We start from the raw sequence: 14,890 nt of genomic DNA, 5'->3' as shown, positions 1-14,890 counted from the left end.
GGTGCTCCGAAAAGCACCGGCCCCCTCAGGGCGAAGCCGTGAGGCTTACGCCTCCTTGCTCAGGTTCGGCCCGGCACCGCCGGCCGCCTGCTCGATCGGCGGGACGTCGGGGAGGGCCGACTTCTCCTCGCCGCGGAAGGTGAAGGTCTTGGTGTCGCCCTCGCCCTCCGTGTCGACGACCACGATGTGACCGGGGCGCAGCTCGCCGAAGAGGATCTTCTCCGAGAGCGTGTCCTCGATCTCGCGCTGGATCGTGCGACGCAGCGGACGCGCGCCCAGCACCGGGTCGTAGCCCTTCTTGGACAGCAGCTCCTTGGCGGACTGGGAGAGCTCGATGCCCATGTCCCGGTCCTTGAGGCGCTCGTCCACCTTGCTGATCATCAGGTCGACGATCCGCAGGATGTCCTCCTGCGTCAGCTGCGGGAAGACGACCACGTCGTCGACGCGGTTGAGGAACTCGGGCCGGAAGTGCTGCTTGAGCTCGTCCTGGACCTTGTTCTTCATGCGCTCGTAGTTGGACTTGGTGTCACCCGTGGCCGCGAAGCCCAGGTTGAAGCCCTTGGAGATGTCCCGGGTGCCGAGGTTGGTCGTCATGATGATGACCGTGTTCTTGAAGTCCACGACCCGGCCCTGGGAGTCGGTCAGGCGACCGTCCTCCAGGATCTGCAGCAGGCTGTTGAAGATGTCCGGGTGGGCCTTCTCCACCTCGTCGAAGAGGACGACGGAGAACGGCTTGCGGCGGACCTTCTCGGTCAGCTGGCCGCCCTCCTCGTAGCCCACGTAGCCGGGGGGCGAACCGAAGAGCCGCGACACCGTGTGCTTCTCGCTGAACTCCGACATGTCGAGGGAGATCAGCGCGTCCTCGTCACCGAAGAGGAACTCGGCGAGGGCCTTGGACAGCTCGGTCTTACCGACACCGGACGGGCCGGCGAAGATGAACGAGCCACCGGGGCGCTTCGGGTCCTTCAGACCGGCACGCGTACGGCGGATCGCCTTCGACAGCGCCTTGACGGCGTCGACCTGGCCGATGACCCGCTTGTGGAGCTCGTCCTCCATGCGCAGCAGACGGGAGGACTCCTCCTCGGTCAGCTTGAAGACCGGGATGCCGGTGGCCGTGGCGAGGACCTCGGCGATCAGTTCGCCGTCGACCTCGGCGACGACGTCCATGTCGCCGGCCTTCCACTCCTTCTCCCGCTTGGCCTTGGCGGCCAGGAGCTGCTTCTCCTTGTCGCGGAGGGAGGCGGCCTTCTCGAAGTCCTGCGAGTCGATCGCGGACTCCTTGTCCCGGCGGACGGCGGCGATCTTCTCGTCGAACTCGCGCAGGTCCGGCGGCGCGGTCATCCGGCGGATGCGCATCCGGGAACCGGCCTCGTCGATCAGGTCGATCGCCTTGTCCGGCAGGAAGCGGTCCGAGATGTACCGGTCGGCCAGGGTGGCGGCCTGGACCAGCGCCTCGTCCGTGATGGAGACCCGGTGGTGGGCCTCGTACCGGTCACGCAGACCCTTGAGGATCTCGATCGTGTGCGGCAGGGACGGCTCGGCGACCTGGATGGGCTGGAAACGGCGCTCCAGGGCCGCGTCCTTCTCCAGGTGCTTGCGGTACTCGTCCAGGGTGGTGGCACCGATGGTCTGCAGCTCACCGCGGGCCAGCATCGGCTTCAGGATGGAAGCCGCGTCGATGGCGCCCTCGGCGGCACCCGCACCGACCAGCGTGTGCAGCTCGTCGATGAACAGGATGATGTCGCCGCGGGTGCGGATCTCCTTGAGCACCTTCTTCAGGCGCTCCTCGAAGTCACCGCGGTAGCGGGAGCCGGCGACCAGGGCGCCGAGGTCCAGGGTGTAGAGGTGCTTGTCCTTGAGGGTCTCGGGCACCTCGCCCTTGACGATGGCCTGGGCGAGGCCCTCGACGACGGCGGTCTTGCCGACGCCGGGCTCACCGATCAGGACCGGGTTGTTCTTGGTACGGCGGGACAGCACCTGCATGACCCGCTCGATCTCCTTCTCGCGCCCGATGACCGGGTCGAGCTTGGACTCACGAGCGGCCTGGGTGAGGTTCCGGCCGAACTGGTCGAGGACCAGGGACGTCGAGGGGGTGCCCTCGGCAGGGCCGCCGGCGGTGGCGGTCTCCTTGCCCTGGTAGCCGGAGAGCAGCTGGATGACCTGCTGCCGCACCCGGTTGAGATCAGCGCCCAGCTTGACCAGGACCTGGGCGGCGACGCCCTCGCCCTCACGGATCAGGCCGAGCAGGATGTGCTCCGTGCCGATGTAGTTGTGACCCAGCTGAAGGGCCTCGCGGAGCGACAGCTCCAGGACCTTCTTGGCACGGGGGGTGAAGGGAATGTGCCCGGACGGGGCCTGCTGGCCCTGGCCGATGATCTCCTCCACCTGCTGGCGGACCGCCTCGAGCGAAATCCCGAGGCTCTCAAGGGCCTTGGCGGCGACACCCTCACCCTCGTGGATCAGGCCCAGGAGGATGTGCTCGGTGCCGATGTAGTTGTGGTTGAGCATCCGGGCTTCTTCCTGAGCCAGGACGACAACCCGCCGCGCGCGGTCGGTGAACCTCTCGAACATCGTTAATCGCTCCTCAGAGCGGTCAGGCAGTGGGGGGAACTTCCCCTCTCTGTCCTTCCGCAGCTTAGTCCCGCAAGCGGGGACCGCTCATTCCAACTGCCGACACCGTCGATGGCCTCCTGACCCCGAACGCCGACATCTGCTCCAACCCGATGGTGCGAGACGATGTTCCCGCAGGCCAGGCAGTTACCCTTTCCTCCAGTACGCCGATGGCGAACGTGAGACGGCCTCGCCTGCGTGTCGCCCCCTCCCACTAGGGATGTCTTACCCGCTGCTACTGACAGTCCATGCCGTGGGCCCCCGGTCCCTCCGCTACGGGCGAACAACCTTGCGTCTCTCCGGACCCCCGGACGCCCCCGTTCGCGGAACTCTGCGCAGCCGCACGCGCACCCAGCGTAACTCGCACGGCTTCGTGGCGGTTGCGCCTGGCATGGCTGGCACAGCACCTCTGGCCGCTTCAACGGTCCCTCACCCTCGCCGTCCGTTCAATTCCGCTTCCGGCGCCGGCTCCGGTCCGGACGCCTTCCGGCACTGGTACGAGAACGATCTGGGGTGGCCGACGGTGCCCGAGGTGCCCGGAGAGCCGCTGCGGCTGGTCACGGGCGTGCGATTCGACGTGCTGGAGGTGCCGGCGCGGGCGGGTGTGCGGGCGCTCGGGCACCTGGTGCCGGGCTCTCCGGTGGCCCTTCAGGGCGGCCGGATGCGGCTGCTGGTGGCCGCCGGCAGCGCGGAGGAGCTGCCTGGGCTGCTGGCCTGGCTGGAGTGGGGCGCGCCGGCCCTCGATCCCGGCGTGCGGGCGCTGGGCGCCGGGGGCGCGATGGACGCCCCGGTCCGGCCCGGGCCGTCGGTCGGCGGGATCCGGCCGCCTTCCGGATCCACCGAGGACCCGGCCGGGCCCGTGCAGGGGGCCGCCGTCTGGTTGCGGCCCCCCGAGTCGGGGTGCGAGGTCGAGGCCTCGCTGCCGACACTGTCGGCCATGGGGGGCGTCGGAGGCGCCCCCGATCTCGTACGACTGGTGAACACGCTGGCCACGGAGTGCCACCGCCTCCGGCTGCGGCGCTCGGGCCGCGGGCCGCAGGACAGTCAGGCGTTCGCGTCCTCGTAGGCCTGGCGAATCGTCGCCGGAACACGGCCACGGTCGTTGACGTCGTAACCGTTCTCCTTGGCCCACGCGCGAATCTGCGCGGTGTCCTGGCTGCCGCCGGAAGCCGCACGGACCTTTCCGCGTCCGCCGGAAGCACGGCCACCGGTACGCCGGCCGCCCTTGACATAGGGGTCGAGAAGGCCGCGCAGCTTGTCCGCATTGGCGGTCGTGAGGTCGATCTCGTAGGTCTTGCCGTCCAACGCGAACGTCACGGTCTCGTCCGCCTCGCCGCCGTCGAGGTCGTCGACAAGAAGGACCTGAACCTTCTGTGCCACCGGATTTCCTTTCATCGATAACTTCAGGGCCGGGGTGTGCGGCGCCCGCCGTTTCGCCGCCCCCTGTTATATGCAGTACTGCAGTACGTCGGAAAGCAAACCGCTTTTGCGGGAAAAACACAAACCCCTGGGAGAGGCCGAGGGGCCCGCTCCCACCCGGAAACATGCGCGTTTCGGACATAGGGAACCGGGGCAAGGGGGGATGCCCGGAATAGCGGGCGGATCTCCGCCCCATCTCCGCCCATCTCTGCCTCGACGGCCCTTGTCCGCCGCGATCCCTCTCGGCGATCACAGATGCAGAAGCATCCGACTGTTGCCCAAGGTGTTCGGTTTCACTCGTTCGAGTCCGAGGAACTCCGCGACACCCTCGTCATAGGAACGCAGCAGCTCCGCGTAGACATCGGTGTCCACGGGTGTCTCGCCGATCTCCACGAAGCCGTGCTTCCCGAAGAACTCGACTTCGAAGGTCAGACAGAAAACGCGGCGAACACCAAGCCAACGTGCGGTCTCCAGCAACTTCTCCAGCAACTGATGACCGACACCGGCGCCCTTGAGGCTGCGGTTCACCGCGAGAGTGCGCACTTCCGCGAGGTCTTCCCACATCACGTGCAGTGCGCCGCAGCCGACCACCTCGGCGTTGTCGTCGCGTTCCGCGACCCAGAACTCCTGGATGTCCTCGTAAAGCGTCACCATGGCTTTGTCGAGCAGGATGCGGTCGCGAACGTACACGTCGAGGAGGCGGCGCACGGCCGGGACATCGCTGGTCCGGGCCCGCCGGACGGTGATGGCTTTCGCGGTGACTTCGGGGCGCGTCGCTGACATGAGCGGACGCTATCGCCCGCCGGTGTCCGTCACCGAGCCGGGGTTCTCCCCTTGCGGGGCTTCCCGGTCTTCCCTATCGCTGCGTTCCGGACCCTGCACGATGCGTACGGCGTCCCGGAGGGCCTGCCGCTGTTCGTCGCTCATCATCCCGAAGAAGGCGACGAGCGCGGCGGCCGGGTTGTCGCTCTGCGACCAGGCCTCGTTCATCAGGGCGGCGGCGTAGGCGGGCCGGGTGGAGACGGCCTCATATCGATAGGCGCGCCCTTCGGCCTCCCGCCGGACCCAGCCCTTCTGATGGAGATTGTCCAAGACGGTCATCACCGTGGTGTAGGCGATGGACCGTTCCTGCTGAAGGTCTTCCAGGACTTCTCGAACGGTCACCGGGCGGTTCCACTTCCACACCCGCGTCATGACCGCGTCTTCGAGTTCTCCCAATGGGCGAGGCACAACTCAGAACAATAGTGGGAGATCCCGCCAATGGCGTGCCGGACGTGCACTTTCACCGACAGAGGCGAACAAAAGGGGCGTACGGCTCGGAAAGTGCGGTACGCCCGGCGGGCGCGGGCCGGCTCTCAGACGCCGTCGGCCTTGGAGACCGCGGCCTGGCGGGCGTTCTCCGCGAAGGCCGCGTCGACGGCGGCGTCCTCCTTGGCCTTGGCGGCGCCGCCCTGGGTCTTCACGATCACCCGGACCAGCCCGATGAAGAAGATGGCCATGACGACCGGAGGCACGAGCGCGGAGACGTAGTCCATGGGACCAGATTAGCCACGTCGGACCGGGCGAAAGGGGCGGGGTGGGCGAACCACGCCGCAACCCCCCGCCAGCTGCCGTTTTCTCAGCCCGCGGCGAGCTGCTGCGGGGGCCCGGCGGGCGGCGCGGCGGGCCGGCGCCGCGGAAAGACCTCGCCCGGCGTGGGGATGGGCCGCTTCGGCGCGGTGGGCTCGGGAGCCGCGGGCCGCGGCGCGGGCCGCTCGGCGGGCTTCTCCTTGGGCTTCTTCTCCGGTTCCTTGGCCACTCCGCCCGGCAGAGCCGTCAGCCGGACCCTGGAGGCTGGAACGGCCGGTGCCGGTACCTTCCGCGCCCCCTGGGCGAGCCGGGCCCGCACGTCGTGCTCGGCGAGCTCCTGGCAGCGGCCCAGCAGAGCGGCGGCGCCGGCATTCCCCCGCAGCGCCCGCAGCGCGGCGAGGTCGTCCGGGGTGGGCCGGTGCCCGGCCGCCAGCGCCTCCTCCAGAAGGGCGAGGTAACCGACGACGGTCCCCGGCAGGGCGGCCCGGTACCGGGCCAGATCGGCCACCAGGAAGGCGCGCAGCCGAGCCCCCTCGCCGATCGCCTCGTCGAGCGACTCGGCGAGCCGATGACAGTCCTTGACGTCCTCGGCGGAGACGGGACCGGGGTGAAGGGCGAGGGCGAGAGCACGGCGGAGCACACGCAGCTCCTCCGCACCGAACGCCATGCCGCCGCGGGATCCGTATGGCGTGGGCATGGACCGAAGATACGCGTAAATCAGACAAACTCGACATAGGGACCGGGGTGTGGCGCACACCGTCCACCCGCTCAGCCCCCCACTTTCAGCCCGCCCGGCGTTCGAGAACGACGACCGACCCACACCCCCCACTTGCCAGCCCGCCCGGCGCCTGAGGGCAACGCCCGGCCGGCCCCACATCCCAACCCGTCCGGCGCCTGAGGGCAGCGCCCGGGCCGGCCCCACATCCCAGCCCGTCCGAAGCTTGAGGACGACGAGCGGCCCGCACCCCCACTCTCCAGCCCGTCCGGCGTTTGAGGACGACGGCCGGCCGGCACCACGTCACAGCCCGTCCGGCGTTTGAGGACGAGGCCGCAGGCCGATGCGGGGGTCCGGGGGCGGCAGCCCCCGAAACGGGCGGTCGCAGGGGGCCCACCCCCTGGAAGGACGGGACGGGTAGGGGCGGCGGGGGCGAGAAACCCCCCGCACGCTCACATCCGCGACACGTTCCGCTCGTACACCAGCCGCAACCCCACCAGCGTCAGCCACGGCTCATGCTCGTCGATCACCGACGACTCCCCCAGCACCATCGGCGCCAACCCACCCGTCGCGATCACCGTCACATCGTCCGGATCGTCCGCCAGCTCCCGCGCCATCCGCCCGACCACCCCGTCGACCTGCCCGGCGAACCCGTACACGATGCCCGCCTGCATGGCCTCCACCGTGTTCTTCCCGATCACACTCCGCGGCCGCGCCACCTCGATCTTCCGCAGCTGCGCGCCCTTGACGCCCAGCGCCTCCACGGAGATCTCGATCCCGGGCGCGATCACACCCCCGACGTACTCCCCGCGCGCGGACACCGCGTCGAAGGTCGTCGCCGTCCCGAAGTCGACGACGATCGCCGGCCCCCCGAACAGCTCGACGGCGGCGACCGCGTTGATGATCCGGTCCGCGCCGACCTCCTTGGGGTTGTCGGTGAGGATCGGCACCCCGGTCTTCACCCCGGGCTCCACCAGCACCGCCGGCACGTCGCCGTAGTAGCGCCGCGTGACCTCGCGCAGCTCGTGCAGCACGCTCGGCACGGTCGCGCAGATCGCGATCCCGTCGATGCCGTCGCCCAGCTCGTCGCCGAGCAGCGGGTGCATGCCCATCAGACCCTGGAGGAGCACCGCCAGCTCGTCCGCGGTACGGCGCGCGTCCGTGGAGATGCGCCAGTGCTCGACGATGTCCTCGCCGTCGAAGAGCCCGAGGACGGTATGCGTGTTGCCGACGTCGATCGTGAGGAGCATGGGGTCACTCCGCCTCGCGCAGGTCCAGGCCGATGTCCAGGATCGGCGAGGAGTGGGTGAGGGCGCCGACGGCCAGGAAGTCCACGCCCGTCTCGGCGTACGCCCGCGCGTTGTCCAGCGTGAGCCGCCCGGACGCCTCCAGGAGCGCGCGCCCGTCGACGATCGCGACGGCCTCCTCGCACTCCATCGGCGTGAAGTTGTCCAGCAGGATCAGGTCGGCGCCCGCGTCGACGACCTCGCGCAGCTGGTGCAGGGTGTCGACCTCGACCTCGATCGCCAGGTCCGGGAAGGCCTCCCGGACGGCCTTGAAGGCCTGGCCGACGCCGCCCGCGGCGACCACGTGGTTGTCCTTGACGAGGGCAGCGTCGGAGAGCGACATGCGGTGGTTGACGCCGCCGCCGCTGCGCACCGCGAACTTCTCCAGGGAGCGGAGCCCCGGAGTGGTCTTCCGGGTGTCGCGCACGCGTGCCTGCGTGCCCTCCAGGGCGTCCGCCCACGCGCGCGTGGCGGTCGCGATGCCGGACAGCCGGCACAGGATGTTCAGCGCGCTGCGCTCGGCGGTGAGCAGGTCGCGGGTGCGGGTGGTGATCGACAGCAGCGGCTGCCCGGCCTCGACCCGGTCGCCGTCCTCGACGTGCCGCTCGACCTCGAACTCGTCGGTGCAGACCACGGAGACGACGGCCTCGGCGACCCTGAGGCCCGCCACGACACCGGCCTCGCGCGCGACGAAGTCGCCGGTCGCCACCGCCTCCTCGGGGATGGTCGCGACGGTCGTCACGTCCAGGCCGCCCGCCAGGTCCTCCTGGACGGCCACGTTGGCGACGTCCTCGACCTCGATGGGGTCGAGCCCGGCGGCGGCCAGCAGTTCGGCGAGCGCGGGGTCGAGCCCGCACTCCAGGTACTCCTCGTCGCCCTCGGCGCCACAGGCACAGCCGTCGCCGCAGCCGCCGCCGTCGGCGAGGGGAAGGTCGTTGGTGCTCACGTCTGTCACTGCTCCTGGTGTGGCTGGTGCGGCCGGGTAGGGGGGAAGTCTGCGGTGTCGGTGGTGCCGACGGCCAGCGTCCGGTCGGGATTCAGCCGTACGACGATGTGCCGCCCCCAGCGGGCGTCGTCGCGGTCGGCGTGGTCCTCGCGCCAGTGGCAGCCGCGGGTCTCCTCGCGGCGGCGGGCCGCCTCGACGAGCACACGCGCGACGCACAGGAGGTTGGTGGCCTCCCAGGTGTCGACGCCGGGCTCGGCGGTCTTGCCGTTCTCGTCCAGGGCGTCGCGGGCGTCCGCGTGCAGCCGCTGGAGCTGTGCGGCGGCCCTGGCCAGGGACTCCTCGGAGCGCAGCACGCCGGCGCCCTCGGTCATGATCCGCTGGATGGCGAAGCGGGTCTCGGGGGCGAGCAGCGGGTGCGCGGGCTTCTCGGGGTGCGCGACCGGTGCGGGCACGCGCGCGTGCAGGCCGTGCTCCGCGCGGGCCGCCGTGATGTCGGCGGCGATGCGCTCGGCGTAGACGAGGCCTTCGAGGAGGGAGTTGGAGGCGAGCCGGTTCGCGCCGTGCACGCCGGTGCACGCGACCTCGCCGCACGCGTAGAGCCCGGGGACGGTCGTGCGCCCACGCGCGTCGGTGCGTACGCCCCCGGAGGCGTAGTGGGCGGCGGGCGCTATCGGGATGGGCTCGGTGACCGGGTCGATGCCGTTGGCCCGGCAGGCGGCCAGGATGGTGGGGAAGCGGTGCTCCCACATGTCGGCGCCGAAGTGCCGGGCGTCGAGGTACATGTGCTCGGCGTCCCGCTCCTGCATGTGCCGCATGATGCCCTTGGCGACGATGTCCCGGGGCGCCAGCTCGGCCAGTTCGTGCTGCCCCACCATGAAGCGGGTGCCGTCCGCGTCGACCAGGTGGGCGCCCTCACCGCGCACCGCCTCGGAGACCAGCGGCTGCTGGCCCTCCGCGTCCGGGCCGAGGAAGAGCACGGTCGGATGGAACTGGACGAACTCGAGGTCGCTGACCTCCGCGCCGGCCCGCAGGGCGAGCGCCACGCCGTCGCCGGTCGACACCGACGGGTTGGTGGTCGCGGAGAAAACCTGGCCCATGCCGCCCGTGGCGAGGACGACCGCGGGGGCGTGCACGGCGCCCACGCCGTCGTGCTGGCCCTCGCCCATGACGTGCAGGGTGACGCCGGCCGTACGGCCCTCGGCGTCCGTCAGCAGGTCCAGGACGAGCGCGTTCTCGAAGGTGCGCAGCCCACGCGCGCGTACCGCCTCCACCAGGGCCCGGGAGACCTCGGCGCCGGTGGCGTCGCCGCCCGCGTGCGCGATCCGGCGCCGGTGGTGGCCGCCCTCGCGGGTGAGGTCGAGCCCGCCCCCCGAGGACTCGTCGAAGATCGCGCCGGTGTCGATGAGCCGCCGAACCGCGCCAGGGCCCTCGGTGACGAGGATCCGTACGGCGTCCTCGTCGCAGAGGCCGACGCCGGCCACCAGGGTGTCCGCGAGGTGCTGCTCGGGAGTGTCGCCTTCGCCCAGGGCCGCGGCGATGCCGCCCTGCGCCCAGCGGGTGGAGCCGTCGTCCAGGCGGGCCTTGGTGACGACGACGGTGGTGAGCCCGGCGGCCTGGCAGCGCAGGGCCGCGGTCAGGCCGGCCACCCCGGACCCGACGACGACCACGTCCGCCGAGATGCTCCACCCGGGGGCGGGCGCGTGCAGTCGTATGCCGGTGCTGGTGCCGGTGCTGCTGGTGCCTGTGCTGGTCACGAGGCGGCTCCGAGGGTTCCGAAGGTGAGCGGAAGGTTGTCGATCAGCCGGGTCGTCCCGACCCGGGCGGCGACGGCGAGGACGGCCTCTCCGGTGAAGTCGTCGTCGATCTCGGTGAAGTCGGACGGGTCGACCAGGGCGAGGTAGTCCAGTTCGAGCGGCGGGTCGAAGTGGACGGCCTCGTCCAGGACCTGGCGGGCGGCCGCGCGGACCGCCGCGGCGGCGTTCGGCACGGCCTTGGCGACGGCGTGCGCGTCGGCGGCCGCCCGGGACTCGCCTATGGCGCTGAGCGCCTCGGCACGCGCCCGCGTGGACGGCACCTCGAGCGCCCGCGCGCGCAGCGCCTCCTGTGCCGCGTGCCGGTCGCGCCCGGCGAAGAGCGCGCGGGACAGCGTGAGCGCCGTGCGCCGGTCGTCGGCCGACAGGTAGCGGTTGCGGCTGGACAGCGCGAGCCCGTCGGACTCGCGGACGGTCGGCACGCCGACGATCTCGATGCCGAAGTTCAGGTCGCGCACCATGCGCCGGATCACGGCCAGCTGCTGGGCGTCCTTCTGCCCGAACAGGGCCGCGTCGGGGCGGGTGAGGTGCAGCAGCTTGGCGACGACGGTGAGGACGCCGTCGAAGTGCCCGGGGCGGGAGGCGCCCTCCAGGACCGTGCCCATGGGACCGGCGGTGACCCGCACCTGGGGCTCCCCGCCCGGGTAGACCTCGTCGACGGAAGGGGCGAACACCACGTCCGCGCCGGCCTGTTCGGCGATCTTCAGGTCGGCGTCCAGGGTGCGCGGGTAGCGCTCGAGGTCCTCGCCGGCACCGAACTGGAGCGGGTTGACGAAGACGGTGACGACGACCTCGCCGTCCGGGCCCGCGATCTCGCGCGCGGCCCGGATCAGGGTGGCGTGGCCCTCGTGCAGGGCGCCCATGGTCATCACGACGGCACGGCGGCCGTGCCGGACGCGCGCGTGCAGTTCGTCGGCGGTGCGCAGCAGGGCGGTGCTCATCGGGAGTTCCCCTCGGTGCCGTCGGTACCGGTCGTGCCGTTGCCGCCGTCGCCGTTGGCGAGGACGCCGAGCAGGTCCTCGGCGAGCTCCGGCTTCAGCAGGCCGTGCGCGAGCGCGCGGTCGGCGGTCGCGCGGGCCATCGCCAGGTAGCCGTCGACGGCCTGTGGGGCGTGTCTGCGCAACTCCGTGACATGCGCGGCGACGGTGCCCGCGTCCCCACGCGCGACCGGCCCGGTCAGCGCCGCGTCACCGGAGCGCAGGGCGTTGTCCAGGGCGGCGCCGAGCAGCGGCCCGAGCATCCGGTCGGGGGCCTCCACGCCGGCGGTGCGCAGCAGCTCCATGGCCTGCGCGACCAGGGTGACAAGGTGGTTGGCGCCGAGGGCGAGGGCCGCGTGGTAGAGCGGGCGGTTCTCCTCGAAGATCCACTCCGGTTCGCCGCCCATCTCGATGACCAGGGCCTCGGCGGCCAGCCGCAGCTCCTCGGGCGCTGTGACCCCGAACGAGCAGCCCGCCAGCCGCTGCACGTCCACCGGCGTCCCGGTGAAGGTCATCGCCGGGTGCAGGGCCAGCGGCAGCGCGCCCGCGCGCAGGGCCGGGTCCAGGACCTTCGCGCCATATCGCCCGGAGGTGTGCACGAGCAGCTGGCCAGGGCGCACGGCGCCGGTCTCGGCGAGACCGGCGACCAGGCCGGGCAGGGCGTCGTCCGGGACGGTCAGCAGGACCAGGTCGGCGCGCTGGAGGACCTCGGCGGGGGGCACCAGCGGGACGTCGGGCAGCATCGCCTCGGCGCGCCGCCGGGAGGCGTCGGAGACCCCGGAGACGGCCACCGGGCGGTGCCCGGCGAGCTGCAGGGACGCGGCCAGCGCGGGACCCACCCGGCCGGCGCCGACCACGCCGACGGTGAGCCGCGCGGGGCGGTCACTCGGGTCTGGCTGTTGGACTGTACTCACGCGAGGGTGGCCTTCCCGTTCCAGTCCGCTCTGGGTACCGGACGATTTCTCGTCATGTTAACGCTATCCGGTCCGGGGCCGATCGGTCGTCCACAGGCTGTGGGTGACGGATCACACCGGCGGCGCGGAGGAAAATGACGGGCCCCCGGCCGCTCTGCCACGGCATCATCCACGGCATGAGCGATACGGCCACGGGCCAGGACGAGCAGCCGAAGGCACCCCTGTCCGCGGAGGACCGGATGCGGGAGCGGCGCACCGCCGCCTACCGGGGAGCCACCCGCGTCCTCGCGCGCGTGGGCGCGCGGGCTTCGCTCCGGGAACGGCTCGCGGGGCTCCAGGAGGCGGCTCCCGGTGTGTACGACCTGGACGAGCCGTCGGACGTCTACGGCAACGGCGTCGTGGAGGCCCTGGAGCGGCGCGTAGCGTCCGTGCTGGGCACGGAGGCCGCCGCGTTCTTCCCGACCGGCACGATGGCCCAGCAGGTCGCCCTGCGCTGCTGGGCGGCCCGTACCGGCAACCCCACGGTCGCCCTGCACGCGCTCGCCCACCCCGAGGTGCACGAGCGCAACGCCTTCCGCGAGGTGGCCGGCCTGCGCACCGTGCGCCTCACCGGCGAGCCCAGGCTCCCCACCGCCCAGGAGATACGCGACTTCGCGGAGCCCTTCGGGGCGCTGATGCTGGAGCTGCCCCTGAGGGACGCCGGTTTCGTGCTGCCCTCCTGGGAGGAGCTCACGGAGCTGGTGGAGGCGGCGCGGGAGCGCGACGCGGTGGTGCACTTCGACGGCGCGCGCCTGTGGGAGGCCACCGTCCACTTCGGGCGCCCCCTGTCCGAGATCGCGGACCTGGCGGACAGCGTCTACGTGTCGTTCTACAAGTCCCTCGACGGCTTCGGCGGCGCCGCGCTGGCCGGCCCGAAACTCCTGGTCGAAGAGGCGAAGACCTGGCGCCACCGCTACGGCGGCATGATCTTCCAGCAGTTCCCTGCCGCCCTCGCGGCCCTGGCCGGCCTGGACCGCGAGCTGCCCCGCCTCCCGGACTACGTCCGCCACGCGCGCGTGGTCGCCGCGGCCCTGCGGGACGGCTTCACCGAGGCGGGCGTCCCCTGGTCCCGCATCCACCCCGAGCCACCGCACACCCACCAGTTCCAGGTCTGGCTGCCGTACGACGCCGACGTACTGCTGGAGACGGCGCTGCGCCAGGCCGAGGAGACCGGCACCTACCTCTTCCCCGGCTTCTGGGAGCAGAAGGGCCCGGGCCTGTCGATGACCGAGGTGACGGTGACGGAGGCGGGCCTGGAGTGGACGACGGAGGGCGTGAGAGCAGCGGTCGCGGACTTCGTGGGACGGCTGCCCGGAACACCGCGAACTGAGGCGCCCCTGTAGGGGCGCTGGGGGGTCCGGGTCCCCGGCCGAAGGCTGGGGGAGGAACTGCGCGAGCGACCCCGCACAACCCGCCCCGCCACCCGACCGCACCCACCACCCCTGTAGGCGCCCGGCCCACCCAGGCCGCGGCACCGTGCACGATGGGCATATGAGCGTACGTATCGACATCGCGGAGCTGCGACCGGAGCGGGTCACCGTCGTGCCCTCGCCGCTCGCGGAGCTCGGCATGGCGCTGCACGCCCTGTCCGAACCCGGCCACCATCCCGGCCTGCAGGGCTGGGCGACCGGCCTCGCCGCCCGCCTGGAACCGCATCTGGCCGACCGGATGTGCGAGGCGGACTTCCTGTGGCGCACGACGTTCTCGGACCTGTTCCTGCCGTACGCGGCCGTGCCGGGCGCCCTCCCGGCCGGCACGCTCGCGGCGGAGCTCGACCAGCTGGACAAACTGACGGACGAACAGTTCGTGGACGCGGCCCTGGAGTTCGCGTGCGTGCTCACGTACTCCACGCAGGCGCCGGCGCTCCTGTCGGATCCCCCCGGGCGCCGCAGGGCGCTGGAGGCGGCCGCCTCGCGCGGCCCGCAGCAGGCCCGGTTCGCCCGGCGGCTGCTGGACGACCCGCCGGGCGTGCGCGCGTGGCTGCGCCGGTTCCTGGAGGACTGCGCCGCGGCGTTCTTCGACGACGCCTGGTCGCGGCTGCGACCCCAGCTGGAGGCCGACGCCCGGCACAAGACGGAGCTGCTGCGCCGCAAGGGGCTGGCCGAGGCGCTGGCGGCGGTCTCGCCCGCCGTGACGCTCGACGGGACGGGCGCGCGGATCACCGTGGACAAGCTCACCGACGGCCACGCGCGCGTGGCGGCCGACGGCCTGCTGCTGGTGCCCACCAGCCTGGGCCGGCCGCATCTGATGGTCCTGCACCGCTACGGCTGGCAGCCGGTGCTGCACTACCCGGTCGGCCCGCCGGAGCTCGCCCCGCCCGCGTCCGTGGAGGAACTGACGCTGCGGATGGCGGCGCTGTCCCATCCCGTGCGGATGCGGCTGTGCCGGCATCTGGCGCGCAGCGCGTACACCACCGGCGAGCTGGCACAGATGCACGGCCTGTCGGCGCCGGAGGTGTCCCGGCACCTGGGCGTGCTCAAGAAGGCGGGCCTGGTCACGACGCGTCGCCGCGGCCGGTACGTCCTGCACCAGCTGGACGTCACCGTCGTCGCCCGCCTCGGCAGCGACTTCCTGGAGGGGATGCTCCGCTGAACGCTGCGCGGG

The 14,890-nt window shown here is 71.9% G+C and carries 14 protein-coding genes; 3 read left to right on the top strand and 11 right to left on the bottom strand.

Annotated elements, in window-relative coordinates:
* Positions 1-45 precede the first annotated feature (45 nt).
* A complete protein-coding gene (locus tag ACFY0K_RS34030) occupies positions 46-2,571 on the bottom strand; it encodes an ATP-dependent Clp protease ATP-binding subunit (protein ID WP_351960935.1) in 2,526 nt (841 codons plus the stop codon).
* Between the two features lie 430 nt (positions 2,572-3,001).
* On the opposite strand from ACFY0K_RS34030, the gene ACFY0K_RS34025 reads away from it, so the two are divergent.
* On the top strand, positions 3,002-3,676 hold the full coding sequence (locus ACFY0K_RS34025; RefSeq protein WP_390643032.1) for an SCO3374 family protein: 675 nt from the start codon (positions 3,002-3,004) through the stop codon (positions 3,674-3,676).
* Here ACFY0K_RS34025 and ACFY0K_RS34020 read toward each other — a convergent pair.
* The 10 genes from ACFY0K_RS34020 to ACFY0K_RS33975 all read right to left on the bottom strand — a co-directional run bounded on the left by ACFY0K_RS34020 (position 3,655) and on the right by ACFY0K_RS33975 (position 12,247).
* Positions 3,655-3,990 (bottom strand): Lsr2 family protein, encoded by a 336-nt coding sequence (locus ACFY0K_RS34020; protein WP_351960933.1) that lies wholly within the window; start codon positions 3,988-3,990, stop codon positions 3,655-3,657. The two genes, ACFY0K_RS34025 and ACFY0K_RS34020, sit on opposite strands and share 22 nt — an antisense overlap.
* Positions 3,991-4,278: 288 nt before the next feature.
* On the bottom strand, positions 4,279-4,812 hold the full coding sequence (locus tag ACFY0K_RS34015) for an amino-acid N-acetyltransferase (RefSeq protein WP_351960932.1): 534 nt from the start codon (positions 4,810-4,812) through the stop codon (positions 4,279-4,281).
* Between the two features lie 9 nt (positions 4,813-4,821).
* The gene (locus tag ACFY0K_RS34010; RefSeq protein ID WP_390643031.1) at positions 4,822-5,247 is read right to left on the bottom strand and encodes a BlaI/MecI/CopY family transcriptional regulator; all 426 of its coding nucleotides are present in this window, start codon (positions 5,245-5,247) and stop codon (positions 4,822-4,824) included.
* A gap of 137 nt (positions 5,248-5,384) precedes the next feature.
* The gene (locus ACFY0K_RS34005) at positions 5,385-5,564 is read right to left on the bottom strand and encodes a hypothetical protein (protein ID WP_351960930.1); all 180 of its coding nucleotides are present in this window, start codon (positions 5,562-5,564) and stop codon (positions 5,385-5,387) included.
* An 83-nt stretch (positions 5,565-5,647) separates the two neighbouring features.
* Positions 5,648-6,265 (bottom strand): hypothetical protein, encoded by a 618-nt coding sequence (locus ACFY0K_RS34000; protein ID WP_351960966.1) that lies wholly within the window; start codon positions 6,263-6,265, stop codon positions 5,648-5,650.
* 500 nt (positions 6,266-6,765) lie between these two features.
* On the bottom strand, positions 6,766-7,563 hold the full coding sequence (locus ACFY0K_RS33995) for a type III pantothenate kinase (protein WP_089099902.1): 798 nt from the start codon (positions 7,561-7,563) through the stop codon (positions 6,766-6,768).
* Between the two features lie 4 nt (positions 7,564-7,567).
* Positions 7,568-8,545 carry a carboxylating nicotinate-nucleotide diphosphorylase gene (gene nadC / locus ACFY0K_RS33990; protein WP_390643030.1) on the bottom strand — a complete coding sequence of 326 codons (978 nt, stop codon included), beginning with the start codon at positions 8,543-8,545 and terminating at the stop codon, positions 7,568-7,570.
* A gap of 5 nt (positions 8,546-8,550) precedes the next feature.
* The gene (locus ACFY0K_RS33985; RefSeq protein WP_390643029.1) at positions 8,551-10,299 is read right to left on the bottom strand and encodes an L-aspartate oxidase; all 1,749 of its coding nucleotides are present in this window, start codon (positions 10,297-10,299) and stop codon (positions 8,551-8,553) included.
* Positions 10,296-11,297, bottom strand: coding sequence for a pantoate--beta-alanine ligase (gene panC / locus ACFY0K_RS33980; protein WP_390643028.1), 1,002 nt, complete (start codon positions 11,295-11,297; stop codon positions 10,296-10,298). The genes ACFY0K_RS33985 and panC overlap by 4 nt, the downstream gene beginning before the upstream one ends.
* Complete coding sequence (locus tag ACFY0K_RS33975; RefSeq protein WP_382729344.1) at positions 11,294-12,247, bottom strand: Rossmann-like and DUF2520 domain-containing protein; 954 nt, start codon at positions 12,245-12,247, stop codon at positions 11,294-11,296. The genes panC and ACFY0K_RS33975 overlap by 4 nt, the downstream gene beginning before the upstream one ends.
* A gap of 176 nt (positions 12,248-12,423) precedes the next feature.
* On the opposite strand from ACFY0K_RS33975, the gene ACFY0K_RS33970 reads away from it, so the two are divergent.
* Together ACFY0K_RS33970 and ACFY0K_RS33965 are read left to right on the top strand one after the other, a co-directional pair.
* Positions 12,424-13,629, top strand: coding sequence for a threonine aldolase family protein (locus ACFY0K_RS33970; protein ID WP_390643027.1), 1,206 nt, complete (start codon positions 12,424-12,426; stop codon positions 13,627-13,629).
* A gap of 148 nt (positions 13,630-13,777) precedes the next feature.
* Positions 13,778-14,878, top strand: a complete 1,101-nt coding sequence (locus tag ACFY0K_RS33965; RefSeq protein WP_351960924.1) for a DUF5937 family protein — start codon at positions 13,778-13,780, stop codon at positions 14,876-14,878.
* Positions 14,879-14,890: the final 12 nt, after the last annotated feature.

The organism is Streptomyces sp. NPDC001507 (assembly GCF_042894765.1).
Classification (GTDB): Bacteria; Actinomycetota; Actinomycetes; order Streptomycetales; family Streptomycetaceae; genus Streptomyces.
This window is presented reverse-complemented; position numbering and strand designations above follow the sequence as displayed.